This is a genomic window from Micromonospora sp. WMMA1923 (assembly GCF_049179195.1).
GTDB lineage: Bacteria > Actinomycetota > Actinomycetes > Mycobacteriales > Micromonosporaceae > Micromonospora > Micromonospora yangpuensis.
The window spans coordinates 4,318,603-4,333,787 of record NZ_JBMHLZ010000001.1 but is presented as its reverse complement, the minus strand read 5'-3'; the positions used below and the strand labels follow the sequence as shown (position 1 = coordinate 4,333,787).

Sequence of the window (15,185 nt, the reverse complement as noted above, 5' to 3'; positions counted from 1 at the left end):
ACCGCGGCCGGGTGTCGTCGTCTGCGCCGACCTCGGCTGCCCTGGCCGGGGCATCAGGCCGGTCAGCTCCGCGGGCAGCACCTGGCGGGGCGGGGACACCGCGCCACCGGGAACGACGACGGCCCGGAGCCGAAGCCCCGGGCCGTCGTACGCCGTCGGTCAGGCGCTGCGGGCGTCGCGGGCGCGGGCCTGCAACGCGCGCAGCACGCCGTCGCGCCCCTCGGCCACCAGCCGCCGCAGCGGCGCCGGGTGGCCGGCACCGGCCAGCCACTCGTCGGTGGCCGCCACCGTCTCCTCCTCCACCAGATAGGCCGGGTACGCCAACTGGGTGAACTCCTGCGCCGGCTCGCTGTCCAGGGTGGCCCACACCTGCGCCACCACGGCGAAGTACCGCTCTCGGTAGGGCGTGACCAGTTCCACCTGCACCGGGTGGGAGAAGCCCTGCAGCAACGCCCGGTGCCGCCAGTTCGGCAGCGCCTGGGCCCCGGTCAGCAGCGCCCAGACCGCCGCCTTGTTCTCGGCGGTCGGCACCAGCGCGTGGACGTACGCGGCCTCCCGCTCGCCGCTGGCGGTACGGTCCCGGGCCAGCTCCGCCTCGATCTCGGCGACCCCGGCGGCACCGTTGGCCACCAGCGCGCCCAGCAGCGACCAGCGCAGCTCGGTGTCGATGGTCAGCCCCTGCGGCGCACCCGTACCGTCCAACCAGCCACGCAGCGTCGCCAGGTCCTCGGCGGACCGGGCCGTCGAGGCGTACCCACGGGCCCAGGCGAGCTGGAACCCGCTACCCGGCTCGGTGCCGGCCAGGGTGGCCTTCGCGGCCCGGGACAGGTCGGCCCAGCCGGTCGGCGCCCACTCCGGGTCGGCGTAGAAGGTCAACGCCGAGGTGGCCTGCCGCAGGGTGGCGGTGACCAGGTTGATGTCGGTCTCGGCGGGCAGCCCGGCGACCACCAGCGCCACGTAGTCGCGGGCGGCCAGCTCGGCGTCCCGGACCATGTCCCAGGCGGCCGCCCAGCACAGCGCGCGGGCCAGCGACGACTCGAACCCGGCGATGTGCTGCACCACCGTGGCCATCGACGCCTCGTCCAGGCGCAGCTTGGTGTAGCTGAGGTCCTCGTCGTTGAGCAGCAGCACGTCGGCGGCGGGCCGACCGTGCAGCGCGGTCAGCTCGGTCCGCTCGCCCGCCACGTCGACCTCGACCAGCTCCCGGCGGACCAACCGACCGTCGGTCAGGTCGTAGAGACCCACCCCGATCCGGTGGGTACGCAGCGTCGGGTGCTCGGCCGGCGCCTCCTGCCGGACCACCACCTGCTGGTACGTGCCGTCCGGCCCGACGGTGACCTCCGGGCGCAACGTGTTGACCTGCGCGGTCTCCAGCCACTGGGCGGCGAACTTGCGCAGCTCCCGGCCCGAGGCCGACTCCAAGTCGGTGAGCAGGTCGTCGAAGGTGGCGTTGCCCCAGGCGTGCTTGCCGAAGTAGCTGCGCAGGCCGGCCAGGAACGGCTCGATCCCGACGTACGCGACGAGCTGCTTGAGCACGCTCGCGCCCTTGGCGTACGTGATGCCGTCGAAGTTGACCTCGACCGCCTCCAGGTCCGGCATCTCGGTGTAGACCGGGTGGGTGGAGGAGAGCTGGTCCTGCCGGTAGCCCCAGTTCTTGCGCAGCGACAGGAAGGTCGTCCAGGCGTCGGTGAAGCGGGTGGCGTGGGTGTTGCACCAGTGGCTGGCCCACTCGGCGAACGACTCGTTCAGCCACAGGTCGTTCCACCAGCGCATGGTGACCAGGTTGCCGAACCACATGTGGGCCAGCTCGTGCAGGACGGTGTTGGCGCGCTGCTCGTACTCGAAGTCGGTGACCTGGGAGCGGAAGATGTAGTGCGACTCGGCGTGCGTGACGCAGCCGAAGTTCTCCATCGCGCCGGCGTTGAAGTCCGGCACCCAGATCTGGTCGTACTTGGGCAGCGGGTACCGCACCCCGAACTGCTCGTGGAAGAAGTCGAAACCCTGCGTGGTGATCAGGTTCAGCTCGTCGGCGTCCAGGTGCTCGGCCATGCTCGCCCGGCAGAAGTACCCCAGGTCGATGCCGTCGTGGGTGTACCGCACCTCGTGGTACGGCCCGGCGCAGAGCGCGGTGATGTAGGTGCTCATCCGGGCCGAGGTGGCGAAGTGGACCGTCCGGGTGTCGTCGCCGGCCGGCTCCTCGGCCGCCACCGGCATGTTGGAGATCACCCGCCAGTGCGCCGGGACGGTGGCGTGCCAGGTGTAGACGCTCTTCAGGTCGGGCTGGTCGAAGCAGGCGTACACCCGCTGCGCGTCCGCGGTCTCGAACTGGCTGTAGAGGTACGTCTCACCGTCGACCGGGTCGACCGTCCGGTGCAGGCCCTGCCCGCTGTTGGAGTACGCGAAGTCGGCCTCGACCACCAGCACGTTCTCGGCGGCCAGGCCGGTGAGCGTCAGCCCCCTCTCGGCCGACCAGTCGGCCAGCTCCACCGGCGCGCCGTTCAACGTGGCCGAGTGCACCGACTCGGCGGCGACCTCGATGAAGGTGCCCGCCCCCGGCTCGGCGCACCGGAACCGGACCTCCGTCACCGATCGGAAGGTGCGGCCCTGCGTCGCCAGCACGGCGGTCGACAGGTCCAGGCTGATGTCGTATCCGGTCACGTCGAGCAGGCGAGCCCGCTCGGTGGCCTCGACCTGGGTGAGGTTGCGCACTCCCGGCACTGTCTGTCTCCATCCCGTTTCTCGCCGTACCCTGCGGTGGTGCTCGTCCGCCGGCCGCTCGTGACGGTCCGGCCCGGTCGAGTCTTGCACGCACGGACGCCCGGTGGTGGGCTAGCTCACGCTCTCATTCCGGCGCCGTTCGATGGCCGTCGGGGTGAGGATCGGAGCAGGGTGCCGAAGCGTCGGCGCCCCTGTCGCGAAGGGATCCCACCGTGGCTGAGCGCGCCACCGTCGACATGTGGTTCGACCCGATCTGTCCGTGGGCCTGGCTCACCTCCCGCTGGCTGCTGGAGGTGGAGCAGGTCCGGGACGTGACGGTCCGCTTCAACGTGATGAGCCTCTCGGTGCTCAACGAGGGACGGGACCTGCCCGAGCAGTACCGGGAGGCGCTGCGGACCGGGTGGGGACCGGTACGGGTCTGCATCGCGGTCAGGCAGCGGTACGGCCCGGACGAGGTCCGCGCGCTGTACACCGCCCTGGGCACCCGGATCCACCTGGGCCGTGAGCCGCTGAGCCGGGAGCTGTACTCCGCCGCGCTGACCGAGGTCGGCCTGGACCCGACGCTGGCAGAGGCGGCCGACTCCACCGACCTCGACGAGGCACTGCGGGCCAGCCACGAGGCGGGGATGCGGCCGGTCGGCACCGATGTCGGCACCCCGGTGATCCACGCACCCGGCCCCGACGGCACACCGGTCGCCTTCTTCGGCCCGGTGGTGACCCCGGCCCCCAAGGGCGAGGCCGCCGGCCGCCTCTGGGACGGCGTCCTGCTGGTCGCCGGCACTCCCGGCTTCTTCGAGCTGAAGCGCTCCCGCACCCTCGACCCCATCTTCACCTGACAGGTGCAAGGAAGGGCCCCTTGTTAACGCTTTCGGTAGAGAAGGGCACCCCTCTCACCGCAGGCCGTTAACAAGGGGCCCTTCCTTCGGGGTTCAGCTGGGGTGCGCGTCCGGGGGAGATCCGTCGCCGGTAGCGTGGGTGGACATGACGGTCGTGCATCCGATCGCCCGGGCCTGGATCACCACTGGCGGCACCGGCGCGCAGAACTACGACGAGTTCGCCGACGACGCGGAGATCACCGCGATCATCGAGACGAACCCGCACAGTGCCCTCGGCATCGAGATGCCGCACCGGGCCCCGGAGAGCCTGGGTACGTCGTTCCTCGACGCGCTGCCGGCCGCGGTGTCCCGGCTGGCCGAGGCGAAGGCCGACGGCAGCTACACCCCGGCCGAGCAGGTCCTCGTGTTGTACCGGATCAGCGCGCCGGGGGAGGCCCCGGCCTACGGGCTGTTCGCCATGGTCGACACCGACCAGATCTCCACCAGCGCCGACGAGCCCGGCCTGGTCATCCGCAACGAGGACGTCTTCATCGCCAAGGTGCGTGAGCGGGTGGCACTGGCCGAGGCGCTGGGTCACCTGCTCTCGCCGGTACTGCTGCTGCAGACCGGCCGGGGTGACGAGCTGCACCGTGCGCTCGCGGCGGCGACCGAGACGGCCGGCGTACCCGCCGCGACCGACACCGACCAGTCCGGGCGTACCCACGCCATCTGGCTGCTGGGCCCCGGCCCGCAGCAGGACGAGCTGGCCGCGCTCGCCGGCGGCGGCGAACTGGTGGTCGCCGACGGCAACCACCGCAGCCTGGCCGCGCAGACCGGCGGCCTGCCCCGCTTCCTGGCCGTGGTGACCACCCCCGACTCGGTCGCCATCCAGCCGTACAACCGGCTGGTCAGCGAGCTGACCGCCACCCCGGCCGAGCTGCTCGACCGGTTGCGCGCCGCCGGCGCCACGGTTACCCCGATCACCGGCCCGGTCGAGGTTCCGGCGACCGGCGGCACCGTGCACCTCCAGCTTCCCGACCAGGGGTACGCGGTGAGCCTGCCGCACACCGACGGTGGCCAGTTGGAGAACCTGGACCACGCCCTGGTCGAGCGGTTGCTGCTGCGCGACGCACTCGGCCTCGACCCGGGTGACAAGCGGATCACCTACGTCGGCGGGGACTACCCGGCGGCCTGGCTCACCGGCGAGGTGGCGGCCGGCCGCGCCGAGCTGGCGATCCTGATCGCGCCGGTGACCGTGGACGACTTCGTGGCGGTCAACCTCGCCCGGGAGAAGATGCCGCGCAAGAGCACCTGGTTCACCCCGAAGGCCCGGGGCGGCCTGGTCGTCGCCGAACTGCCCAGCTGACCTACCGTCGACCCGACGGACCGGGCCGGGCTGCCCCAGCGGGCGGCCCGGCCCGTGACTGTGCGGCCCCGTCCAGGGGGACCACGGTGGACGCCCGGCAGCCCTGTGACGGGCGGCCCGGTGAGGGGCGTTCGGCCGGTCCGACCGGTTCGGCGGGGCCGGGCGGGGCCGGGGTGCCGCCCGCGCGCCGTCAGGGTTTCCGGGCCTGACAGACTTTCCGGTATGCGCGTCTATCTGGGATCCGACCACGCCGGTTTCGAGTTGAAGGTGCACCTGGCCAATCACCTGGCCACGCAGGGCTACGACGTGGTCGACGTCGGCCCGCACGCCTTCGACCCCGACGACGACTACCCGGCCTTCTGCCTGCACACCGGCGACCGGGTGGTGGCCGACCAGGGAAGCCTGGGCGTGGTCATCGGCGGCTCGGGCAACGGCGAGCAGATCGCCGCGAACAAGGTCCCCGGGGTACGGGCGGCACTGGCCTGGAATGTCGAGACCGCGCAGCTGTCCCGGCAGCACAACGACGCCAACATCGTGGCCGTCGGGGCCCGGCAGCACACGCTGGACGAGGCCACCGCGCTCGTGGAGGCCTTCCTCGGCACGCCGTTCTCCGGCAACGACCGGCACGCCCGGCGGATCGCCCAGGTCGCCGAGTACGAGCAGAGCCGTAAGCTGCCCGACCTGCCCTGACCGGCCTGGATCAACGCGGGGAGCGGGGCAGGTCCTCGCGGGGCGTCCAGTTGCGGCGCACCACGACCACCCGCTCCTCGGCGCGGGCCAGGTCCTCGTCGGTCGGCCGGGCCGCGTCCCTGGCCCGCAGGGCGGCGCCCAGCCCGACCTGCGAGGAACCCGACCCGACCAGGCCCCGCAACCCCCGGTCACCGTCGCGCTCCTCGGTGCCGCGCCGGGGCCGGGGCGGATCGGCGCCGTCGGGCGACCCCGAGGTCGTCGGGTGCCGCCCGCCCGGCCGGCCCTGACCACCCACCCCGCCGGACCTGCCGGACGTGCCGGCGGTGGCAGTACCGGCGCGTGGCGTGGCCGAGGTGGTGTCGAAGGTGACCGACGTTGCGGCGGACGTGGCAGAGCCCACGCCTGGATCGGCTGAGCCAGCGTCTGACGGGGCGGAGCCGGTCGATCCGGCCGTTCTCTCGGTGTCCGAGTGGTGCCGCTGCCTGCGTCGGCGTCGCTCCGCATCACCCATCAGTCGACCGTACCGTCCGCAGGCCCCTCGCGTGGGCCCGGGCCGGCGGGGGTGGGCGGTCTCCGGCGGATGTGCCGGCTGGCTACCCTCAAAGTGACGGCGGCCGTTGCCGGCGTCGGTCATGGGGAGGATTGAAATGGCAGACCAGACACAGCCGTGGGCCGAGCGGACCGTCGAGGTGGCACCGCAGCCAGGCGTCGGGGTGCCACCGCAGCGGGGACCGGGGGCACCACCGCCCCACGGTGCCGGGATGCCACCACACGGGGCCGGCATGCCGCCCCAGGACTCCGGCCCGCCGTCGCCGGGTGAGGCGTTCCGCCGGGGTGTGGCCTCGGTCGGTCGGCCGCGCGCTCCCCGTACCGAATCGTTTCCCACGGTTGAGCACGAACCGACCGGGACTGGCTGGCCGGGCGGTGGGGGCGGGCAACCGCGTCGGCCGCTGAGCTGGCACCTGGAGCAGCTGCGGGTGGGGGCCGAGTGGAGTGCCGCCGGCGTGCTCTTCGCCTTCGTCTGCTGGGGCATCTGGGCGATCTCCGGCGGCGGTGACCTGGTCGGCCCGCTGCTCACCTTCCTGCTGAGCCTGCTGGTGGCGGTCGGCCTCTTCGCGCTCTCCCGGTTGCTGGGCCGGGTGATCCTGGAGCGGCAGCTGGGTCGGATCCGGCGCAGCGCCCGGGGAGCACACGCGGCCACCACGGTCTTCCTCGTCGGGCTGGGCGTCGCCTACCTGCAACAGACCGAGTGGGTCATCTCGGCCTGGAACTGGATCACCGGCACCTGACCGGGCCGGGCCGAACGCATCCGGCCGGCGACGCGCCGAACGCATCCGGCCGGCGACGCGCCGAACGTATCCGGCCGGCGCGGCGACGCGCCGAACGTATCCGGGCCGGCGGCGAGCCGGGCCGACAACCCGGGCCGACAATCCGGGACCAGCGGCGGGCGTCGGAGAGCGCGTGGGCGGGTCGGCTCGTCGCCGCCCGCCCGCGCGTTCCGGTCGCGGACCGCCGCGACCATGGTCGTCCCCCGTCAGATCGGCGGCTGCATACCCGGCCGACCGCCGTTCATCCGTACCGGTCGGGTGGTGCCCGTACGCCGTTCAGCCGTCCCCGGCGAACCGGTGCAGCACGAAGCCCTGGTCCGCACCGCAGGCGATGACCGTGGTGTGCCACGAGCACGAGTCGCCGCGTACCCCCTTGAGCTGGCCCAGCTCGGTCACCTGGCCGGACTCGGCCCACACCCCGGCGACGCTGCGGTCGGTGGCCGAGGAGGTCAGCGTCGTGGCGAAGACCAGCAGGTTGCCCGCGTCCAGGCGGACCGCCACCCCGTCGCGGTCGGCCAGCACCGGCCGTCCCCGCGGATCGAAGAGGGTCACCGCCGGTTCCGGTGAGGTACGCGAGGCGAGCAGGTGTTCGCCGACGGCGACCAGGCCGGTGGCCTCCGGTGCCGCCCAGCGCCGGGTCTCCTCGCCGGCCTCGGCGGACACCACCTCCGTGCCGGCCGAGGTGAAGTCCGGCACCTCCAGCAGGCAGGCCCGCTGCCCACCGCAGGCGACCAGGGCCTCCGGTCGGCGGTTGCCGTCTGCGGTGTAGAGGACGGTCGGCTCGCCCAGCTTCGTCAGGTCGTACGAGACCAGCCGGTATCCGCTGTCGTCGTTGGCGACGTACAACCGGTCCTCGTGGGCGACCACCAGGTCGTCGTGGTCGGCGACGTTGGCCCGGCTGTCGACGATCGTGCCGTCGACCATGTCGACCAGCCGGACCGACCGGTCCGCGCCCACCTGCACGAGCCGCCGGGCGTTGCCGTGCCAGAGGTCGCGGGGCTGCCCGTCGGGGTACGCCGGTCCGTTTACCGCCCCGGCCGAGGTGACCGGGTAGACGCTGGTCCGGGCGTTGTCGGAGGTGTCCCGGGGGAACGGGTGGGACCAGACCTCCCGCCCGTCGGCCACCCGGAGCCCGCGCAGCCGTTCGGCGGTCCGGTCGACCAGCACCACCGTGTCCTCGCTGAGGAACACCTCGTCGTCACCGCGTACCGACTGCCGCCAGCGCTGCTCGCCGGATTCGTCGTCGAGCAGCACCAGGTCGCGTTCGGTGGCGTCCCCGGCGGCGTCGGCGAGGACCGCGACCACCTCCGGCCCCGCGACGATCCCCGCCCACCGCTCGGCGGCGGTCGTGGTCTCCCGCCGCCAGAGTTCGTCACCGGTGCCGGTGTCGACGGCGACCACCCGGAGCCGGTTGTCGGCAAGCGGGTGGGCCAGGTACGCCCGGTCCCGGCGGACGGCGGTGAACATGTCCGTCGGCCGGTCCGGTCCGGCGGCGATCCGGCCGGCCTCGGTCAGTGGATGGAACTCCAGGTCGGGGTAGCGGTCACGGGTCAGGTAGAGCACCGCCGCGCCGACCATCCCGGCGAGCGCGGCGACGGCCCCGAGGGTGATCCACCACCCGCGCCGCCCCCGCCCGGCCGATGACCCGCCGGGTCCGCCCGGGGCCGGTCCGTTCGGTGGGTACGGCCCGAACGCGGTAGGTGGCGGCGGACCGGCCCCGGCCGCCGCGGACGGCTCCGGCCAGGCCCTGGTGACGGCCGGGCCGGCGGGGACGACCTGGGCCGGCGGGCCGGCATGACTGGGCTGGCCGGCGGGGACAGCCTGGGCCGGCTGGCCGACGGGGACGACCTGGGCCGGCTGGCCGGCGGGGACAGGCTGGGCCGGGGTCGTCGCCGCCGGCAGGGTCCCGCGACCCGGGACGGGCAGGTCGGTCAGCGCCCCCTCGGCGACCGGCAGCTCCGGCTGCTCCAGCACGGTCGGTGCGACGCCCAGCTCGGCGTGCAGCAACCGGGCGACCAGCGGCACCCGCGACGAGCCGCCGACCAGGAAGAGCCCGGCCAGCTCCGCCGGGGCGAGTCCGGCCGCCTCGATCACCTCCCGGGTCACGGCGACCGCCCGGCGTACCAGCGGGGTGGCGAGGCGTTCCAGGTCGTCCCGGGTGAGCGGGACGGCGGCCTCCAGGCCCGGCACGGCCACCGGGGCGACGGTGGCCCGGGAGAGCATCTCCTTCGCACCCCGGACGTGCTCCCAGAGGTGGAGCTGGTCCCGCCACTGCGTGGTGGTCTGCGGGTCGGTCAGCCGGTGCCACACCGCCGGGTCGGTCGCCACGACCAGCTCACCGACCCGCTGGACCAGGGCCGCGTCCAGGTCCAGCCCGCCGAGGTCGTCGGCGCCGCCAGAGGCGACGACGGCGAAACCCGAGTCGCCCCACGGGTCGGCGCCCTGGTTGCGTACCACGGTCACGTCGAGGGTGCCGCCGCCGAGGTCGAAGACCGCGATGGCGGCCCCGACCGGCACCGGCCGGCGCAGCACCTGGGCGTAGTAGCGGGCCGCCGCCACCGGCTCGCGCAGCAGCCGGGTCCCCGGCGGGATCGGCCCGCTCATGGTGTGCTCGGCCGCCGACGGCCAGCCGGCCCGCAGCAGCGCGTCGGCGAGTACCTGCCGGCGGGTGTCGTCCCAGGTCGCCGGGCAGGTGACCACGGCCGGGGGCAGGAAACCGGTCGCCTCCACCGCGGCGGCGGCCACCGCCTGCAGGATCGCGGCGAGCAGCTCGGCCGGCTGGTACTCCCGGCCACCGAGGCGGACGGTGGGCTCGTCGACGCGGCGCTTCGGGTTCGGCTCGTACCCGTCGGGGTCGGCCTGGGCCAGCCGCCGGGCGTCCCGGCCGACGTGCAGCCGTCCGTCGGTGTCGGCGTAGACGCCGGAGGCGACGATCGGCTCGCCGTCGACCAGCAGTGGACGGGTCCGCCCGTCGGGGTGCCGCAGCACCGCCACCGTGTTCGAGGTGCCCAGGTCGACGCCGAGCGCGTACCCGTCCTGCCGGCCTGCCATGTACCGCCACCTCCGCTGGGATGCCCGGCCCGCATGGTACGCAGCCGTGGCATGCGCCCCGGCCCGGCGGCGTGCGGTGGCGGATCGGCGTCACCGGGGAGATGGTCCGAACATCCGGTCGACGCCGGTCAGCAGGGTCTCGGTGGGTGTGATGCCGCTGCTCCGGCCGGCCACGAGCGCCCCGCAGGGAGCCCGCCGTAGCCAGAACTCGGCGGTGGCCCCGGTGGCGTCCGCGACGAGCAGCACGTCCAGCCCGGTCGGCGGCGGGTACCCGGGATAACTGCCGCAGTCGGTGACCCGATCCCGTTCGAAGGTGGCGTTGAGCGCCGGGCGGAGGGCGTCGGCGTCGTCCCGCTCCCGCCGCTGTCCGGTCAGCCGGGCGAGGGTGTCGCCCACCTCGTACCGGCAGGCGGCCACCGCCACCAGCCTGGTCGGCAGTCCCGGGTTGCCGCCGGGGTTGTTGACCCTGATCCGGTCGGGCGGGCCGGTGCGTGTCGGGGTCAGCCGGAGCCGCCCGGTGGGCAGGCTCGGCGGGCAGGTCGGCGTGGCGATGGTCACGGCGGGGGTACGCGCGGCCAACTGCTCCCGGTACCGCTGGAGGAAGGTGTCGAACAGCGCCGGATCCAGTCCCCGCCCGGACGGTCCCTGCCGCACCGTCTGGCAGTTGCCGCTGGTGTGCACGGTCACCGATGGGCGGTCGGGGTAACGCAGGACGTAGGCCAGCTCGTGGTGTCGGGCCACGGCGGTGCAGCGCAGTTCGTGGTCGCCGGCCGGCGTTGCGGCACCGGGACGGACCGGCCAGGGCGGCAGAGCGTCGAGCACCCGGACGATCTCGTCGACGCCGTCGGTCAGCACCCGGGGCTCGCGCGGCTCGGCACCTTCCGTCGCGGGCACTTCGCAGGCGACGATCTCCACGGCTCCCGCCGGCACCAACGGGCCGTTTCCGCCGTACCGGGCTGTGCGGGGGTCCGGGAACTCCCGCGCGTCGGTCGGGCAGCGGGCCTGGTCGTCGACGGTGGGGGTCACCGCCGGCGGCGCGGGGGAGTGCTCGTTACCGGTGCCGAGCCGTACCCCGCCGAAGGCGAGACCGGCCACCAGGGCCACGGCGAGCGCGCCGAGGCCGACCCGGCGACGTCGGTGCCGCCGGACCCGCCGGCCGACCGCGCCCACCCGGTCCGGCGGCGTCCGCAGCGGGGGAACGGACTCCCGCAACAGGTACCCGATGTCCTCGTCCTCGTGCGTCACGTCAAGACCTCCAGATGGCGAACAGCTCGAGATGCGGATCGGTACGCAGCGTTCGCAGGGCGCGGGAGGCCTGCACCTTGACCGTGCCGAGGGAACACCCGAGCAGCTCGGCGGTCTGCTCGACGGTCAGGTCCTCGACGTAGCGCAGCACCACGACCGCCCGTTGCTGGCGGCTGAGTCGGGCCAGGGCACGCCGGAGGGCGTCGCGGTTCGCGGAGTCGCCGGCCATGTCGCCGTACCCGGGCTCGTCCGGTGGCGGACTCGGGATCTCCGCCCGCCAACGCCGTCGCCACCAGGAGACGTAGGTGGTGAACAGGGCCCGGCGCAGGTACGCCTCCGGGTGGTCGGCGTTGGCGATGGTGCCCCAGCGCCGCCAGGCGTCCGCCAGCACCGTCTGCAACAGGTCCTCGGCGCGTCCGGCGTCACCGGTGAGCAGCCAGGCGGACCGCAGCAACGCGTCGGAGCGCGCCGTGACGAACTCGGCGAAGCCCGCCGGCGGCGTCAGGTCCCGGGATCGTGGCATGTGAGTGTGTACCTCCCACCCGGTAGACGCTTCGGCGCGCACCGGAGGTAAACACGGTCGGCCGAGCGATCCGTTGAATTGATGTTCATCGAATGCCAGACTGTGGCTCGGTCGCGCGGGAGCCAGCGCTGACGAGCTCAGCTGGGTGGGGCACGCGGGGTGGGCACCTCCCTCGACGCTGCCCGTGGGTGGCGGCGAACAACCCCGCAACACCAAGGAGGTACGAATGCTCCGTACGTTCGGCACGATCCTCGCCACCGCCACGCTGGCCCTGACCGGCTGGGCCGGCTCAGCCGGCGCGGCCGGTGCACCCGGCTCGAACGGCGCACCCGGCTCGATCGGCGCGCCCGGTTCGGCCGGTGCCGCCGCGACCACGCCCGCACCGACGCCCACGCCGACGTTCGCCTGTCCACCGGCCCTGCCGATCAGCGGCCAGGTGACCGGCGCGACCACCACCAGCCTGACGATCTCGTACTCGATGCTGCTCAGCCCGCCCTGCGGCTACGACCCGCCGATGCGGGTGACGTTGTTCGCCAGCCAGGCCGACGCCCAGCAGAAGCAGAACCCGGTGGCCTCGGCCGTCACCGGGCCGCAGCGCTACGGCACGGTGACCGTCACCGGGCTGACCCCCGACACCGAGTACTGGTTCCGGTTCAGCGACGCGGCCGGCACCTGGGACCCGTACCTCATCGGGGGACCGGCGCGGACCCTCGGGCAGGCGCAGGTGCAGTGCGCGGCGGCGATCACCGTGGACTCCAGTTGGGCCGGCGGATTCATGGCCACGGTCACCGTCCGCAACCCCGGTGACCGGCCGTTGCACAGCTGGCGGGTCGGCTGGCGGTGGTCCGCCGGCGAGCGGATCCAGACGCTCTGGGGCGGGGTGGCCGAGGGCACCGGGGACACCGTCTCGGTCCGCAACGCCACCTACAACGCGACGCTGCTCCCGGGCGGCTCGACGACCTTCGGGATGATCGTGGCGGCCGCCGCCGTACCCGCAAGCATCACGACCACCTGTAGCCAGTAGGTGCCCGAACGGCCCGTCGGCACCTTCGCCGGCGGGCCGTTCGTCGTGCGCGGTCTGGCCGGTCGCCCGGTGGTCAGGCGCAGGGTGCGCCGTTGAGGGTGAAGGCGGTCGGCGGGCTGTTCGTGCCGGAGCTGCTGGCCAGGTACCCGAAGGTCACCGTGGCCCCCGGCGCGACGGTGGCGTTCCAGCCGGCGTTGCGGGCGGTGACCGCCGTGCCCTGCTGGCTGATCTCCGCGTTCCAGCCGCTGGTCACCCGCTGGTTGCCGGCGTACGTCCAGCCGACCGTCCAGCCGGCGACCGGGGCCGAACCGGTGTTGGTCACCGTCACGGTGGCGGTGAACCCGGTACCCCACTGGCTGTCCACCCGGTGGCTCACCGTGCAGGTGGCCGGCGGCTGGGTGGCCCCGAACGACACCCGGTGCAGCTGCCCCGGCAGGTCGTTGACCAGGTAGATCTCCCCGTCTCCGTTCAGCCCCAGACTGGTCGGCTGGATGGTCAGCTCGCCGAGCTGCCGGCTGGCGTACCCACCGGCGCCGTCGGGACGGATCACGAACGCGGTACCCGAGCAGTAGTCGGTGGCCAGGTACGTGCCGGTGGCGATGTCGGCGTACTCCGTACCCCGGTAGACGTGGCCGCCGATGATGGCGCAACCGTCGACGGAGGTCCGGTAGTGGTAGACCGGATCGACGTACGACGCGCCGGCCACGCAGCGGTCGGGGTTGAACACCTGGGGGCCCTCCCGGCAGGACCAGCCCAGGTTGGCACCCTGCTGTCCCGCGGTGAGGTGGTTGACCTCCTCGAAGGTGCCCTGCCCCACGTCGGCGATCCAGAGCGAGCCGTCGGCCGGATCGATGGAGAAGCGCCACGGGTTGCGCAGCCCGTACGCCCAGATCTCCGCCCGCGCCCCGGCGGTGCCGACGAACGGGTTGTCGGCCGGCACGCAGTACGGCCGCCCGTCGCAGCTACGGGAGACGTCCAGCCGCAGGATCTTGCCGAGCAGGGTGCCCAGGTCCTGCCCGCTGTTCAGCGGGTCGTCGGCGCTGCCGCCGTCACCGATACTCCAGTACAGGTACCCGTCGGGTCCGAACGTGACCTGCCCACCGTTGTGGTTGGCGAACTGCGCGTGCGGCTGGCTGAGCAGGATCTCCTCCCGGGCCGCCGGCACCGGCTGCTGCCCGGCGCTGTCCAGCACGAACCGGGACAGCGTCACCGCCCCGTCGGCCAGCGCCGTGTAGACCACGTAGACCGTCCGGCTGGTGGCGAACTCCGGCGAGGTCACGATCCCGAGCAGACCGCGCTCGTTGCCGCTGGTGGAGACCCGGTCGGTGAGGTCCAGCAGTGGGGTGGCGGCGAGCCCGTCCTGCTCGTCGTACACCCGCACGGTGCCGACCTTCTCGGTGATGAACAACCGCCCGGAGCCGTCGTCCGGAGCATGGATCGCGGTCGGCCGCCGCAGCCCGGCGGCGACCTGCGTCGTGCTCACCGTCAACCGCTCCAGCCCGGCGGCGACCTGCGTGGTGCTCACCGTCAACCGCTCCAGCGGTACGGCCGCCAGCGCGCCCACCTCAGCGGTGGCTCGCGTGGTGGTCGCCTTCGTGGCGGTGGTCTCGGTGGTGGCGGCCTTCGTGGCGGTGGTCGGGGCGTTCGGTGGTGCGGACTGCGCCGGGACGGCGGGCGGCACGAGTACCCCGGCCGCCACGACGAGCCCGGCAACGGCCGCCAGGGCGGCCCTACTGCCAGCAGGCATATCGACTCCAATCGTTGTCGGAGTCAATGTTCGGCGTCGGCAGCTTTCGATCTGTCCGCGTCCCGCAGTACGGGAGTGCTCCCGCCCCCGCCCTCCCACCTGCTGACACGCCAGCACGCTCGGCCCTGTCACCCCGGGGTGCCCACCCCGATCGGGCCTTGGTCTGGTCCGCCCGGCATGATCTGGTCCGCCCGGCTTGATCGACTCGGTTGGGCTGATGTGGCGGTATCCACGGTGCTTCGACCCAGCCATTTCAGCCCAACCGAGTCGATCAAGGCCCTGATCCCGGGAGCGCCCGGTCTTGCGCCGCCCGGTCAGTCAGGTACCGACGTCGCGTCGGCGATTCTGCGGGGCCGGCTGCACGACCGGCTTCGTGCCCGTCTGGCCGGTAAGACGCTGTGCATCACGTTCGTGACGCTCGGAGAATTGACCAAGTGGACCGTGCTGCGGAGTTGGGGTCCACGCAAGTTGGCTGACCTCGTGCAGTGGCGATCCGGCGTGGTGCTGTTGCCTTTCGACGAGGCGGTGGCGACGACGTGGGGGCAGCTCCAGGCGCGAGCACAGCACCGAGGACGTCCCCGTCCGACCAACGACTCCGGCACCCTGGGGCGTCAGGAGCTGACCGGCTAGGGAGCCCGGCCTCGACCACCGAGCGGATGTTCCTCGGACAGGGGGCGG

12 protein-coding genes are annotated in these 15,185 nt (G+C 73.5%); 6 read left to right on the top strand and 6 right to left on the bottom strand.

Features of this window, described 5'->3' with window-relative positions; genetic code table 11:
- Positions 1–159: 159 nt before the first annotated feature.
- Positions 160–2,709, bottom strand: a complete 2,550-nt coding sequence (pepN, locus tag ACN28G_RS19485) for an aminopeptidase N (protein WP_421480039.1) — start codon at positions 2,707–2,709, stop codon at positions 160–162.
- Between the two features lie 245 nt (positions 2,710–2,954).
- Here pepN and ACN28G_RS19480 point away from each other — a divergent pair, with 245 nt between their 5' ends.
- The 3 genes from ACN28G_RS19480 (at position 2,955) to ACN28G_RS19470 (ending at position 5,589) form a co-directional block, all read left to right on the top strand.
- Positions 2,955–3,554: a disulfide bond formation protein DsbA gene (locus tag ACN28G_RS19480; RefSeq protein ID WP_373868387.1), complete on the top strand. Its 600-nt coding sequence runs from the start codon at positions 2,955–2,957 to the stop codon at positions 3,552–3,554.
- Positions 3,555–3,699: 145 nt separating this feature from the next.
- The gene (locus ACN28G_RS19475; protein WP_421480038.1) at positions 3,700–4,899 is read left to right on the top strand and encodes a DUF1015 family protein; all 1,200 of its coding nucleotides are present in this window, start codon (positions 3,700–3,702) and stop codon (positions 4,897–4,899) included.
- Between the two features lie 222 nt (positions 4,900–5,121).
- A complete protein-coding gene (locus tag ACN28G_RS19470; RefSeq protein WP_091442593.1) occupies positions 5,122–5,589 on the top strand; it encodes a ribose-5-phosphate isomerase in 468 nt (155 codons plus the stop codon).
- Positions 5,590–5,599: 10 nt separating this feature from the next.
- On the opposite strand, the gene ACN28G_RS19465 is transcribed toward ACN28G_RS19470, so the two are convergent.
- Complete coding sequence (locus tag ACN28G_RS19465; protein WP_229688529.1) at positions 5,600–5,884, bottom strand: hypothetical protein; 285 nt, start codon at positions 5,882–5,884, stop codon at positions 5,600–5,602.
- A gap of 352 nt (positions 5,885–6,236) precedes the next feature.
- On the opposite strand from ACN28G_RS19465, the gene ACN28G_RS19460 reads away from it, so the two are divergent.
- Positions 6,237–6,878: a hypothetical protein gene (locus ACN28G_RS19460; protein WP_091442587.1), complete on the top strand. Its 642-nt coding sequence runs from the start codon at positions 6,237–6,239 to the stop codon at positions 6,876–6,878.
- Positions 6,879–7,193: 315 nt separating this feature from the next.
- Here ACN28G_RS19460 and ACN28G_RS19455 read toward each other — a convergent pair whose 3' ends face one another.
- From ACN28G_RS19455 to ACN28G_RS19445, 3 genes are all read right to left on the bottom strand, one after another.
- Positions 7,194–9,968, bottom strand: a complete 2,775-nt coding sequence (locus tag ACN28G_RS19455) for an Hsp70 family protein (RefSeq protein ID WP_421480037.1) — start codon at positions 9,966–9,968, stop codon at positions 7,194–7,196.
- A gap of 90 nt (positions 9,969–10,058) precedes the next feature.
- Complete coding sequence (locus ACN28G_RS19450; protein ID WP_091442579.1) at positions 10,059–11,213, bottom strand: hypothetical protein; 1,155 nt, start codon at positions 11,211–11,213, stop codon at positions 10,059–10,061.
- Between the two features lies 1 nt (position 11,214).
- A complete protein-coding gene (locus tag ACN28G_RS19445; RefSeq protein WP_091442575.1) occupies positions 11,215–11,736 on the bottom strand; it encodes a SigE family RNA polymerase sigma factor in 522 nt (173 codons plus the stop codon).
- A 226-nt stretch (positions 11,737–11,962) separates the two neighbouring features.
- Between ACN28G_RS19445 and ACN28G_RS19440 the strand changes: the two genes are divergently transcribed.
- Complete coding sequence (locus tag ACN28G_RS19440; RefSeq protein ID WP_421480036.1) at positions 11,963–12,760, top strand: cellulose binding domain-containing protein; 798 nt, start codon at positions 11,963–11,965, stop codon at positions 12,758–12,760.
- Positions 12,761–12,833: 73 nt separating this feature from the next.
- Here ACN28G_RS19440 and ACN28G_RS19435 read toward each other — a convergent pair whose 3' ends face one another.
- Positions 12,834–14,507 (bottom strand): PQQ-dependent sugar dehydrogenase, encoded by a 1,674-nt coding sequence (locus ACN28G_RS19435; protein ID WP_421480035.1) that lies wholly within the window; start codon positions 14,505–14,507, stop codon positions 12,834–12,836.
- A gap of 177 nt (positions 14,508–14,684) precedes the next feature.
- On the opposite strand from ACN28G_RS19435, the gene ACN28G_RS19430 reads away from it, so the two are divergent.
- Positions 14,685–15,137 carry a hypothetical protein gene (locus tag ACN28G_RS19430; protein ID WP_421480034.1) on the top strand — a complete coding sequence of 151 codons (453 nt, stop codon included), beginning with the start codon at positions 14,685–14,687 and terminating at the stop codon, positions 15,135–15,137.
- Positions 15,138–15,185 lie beyond the last annotated feature (48 nt).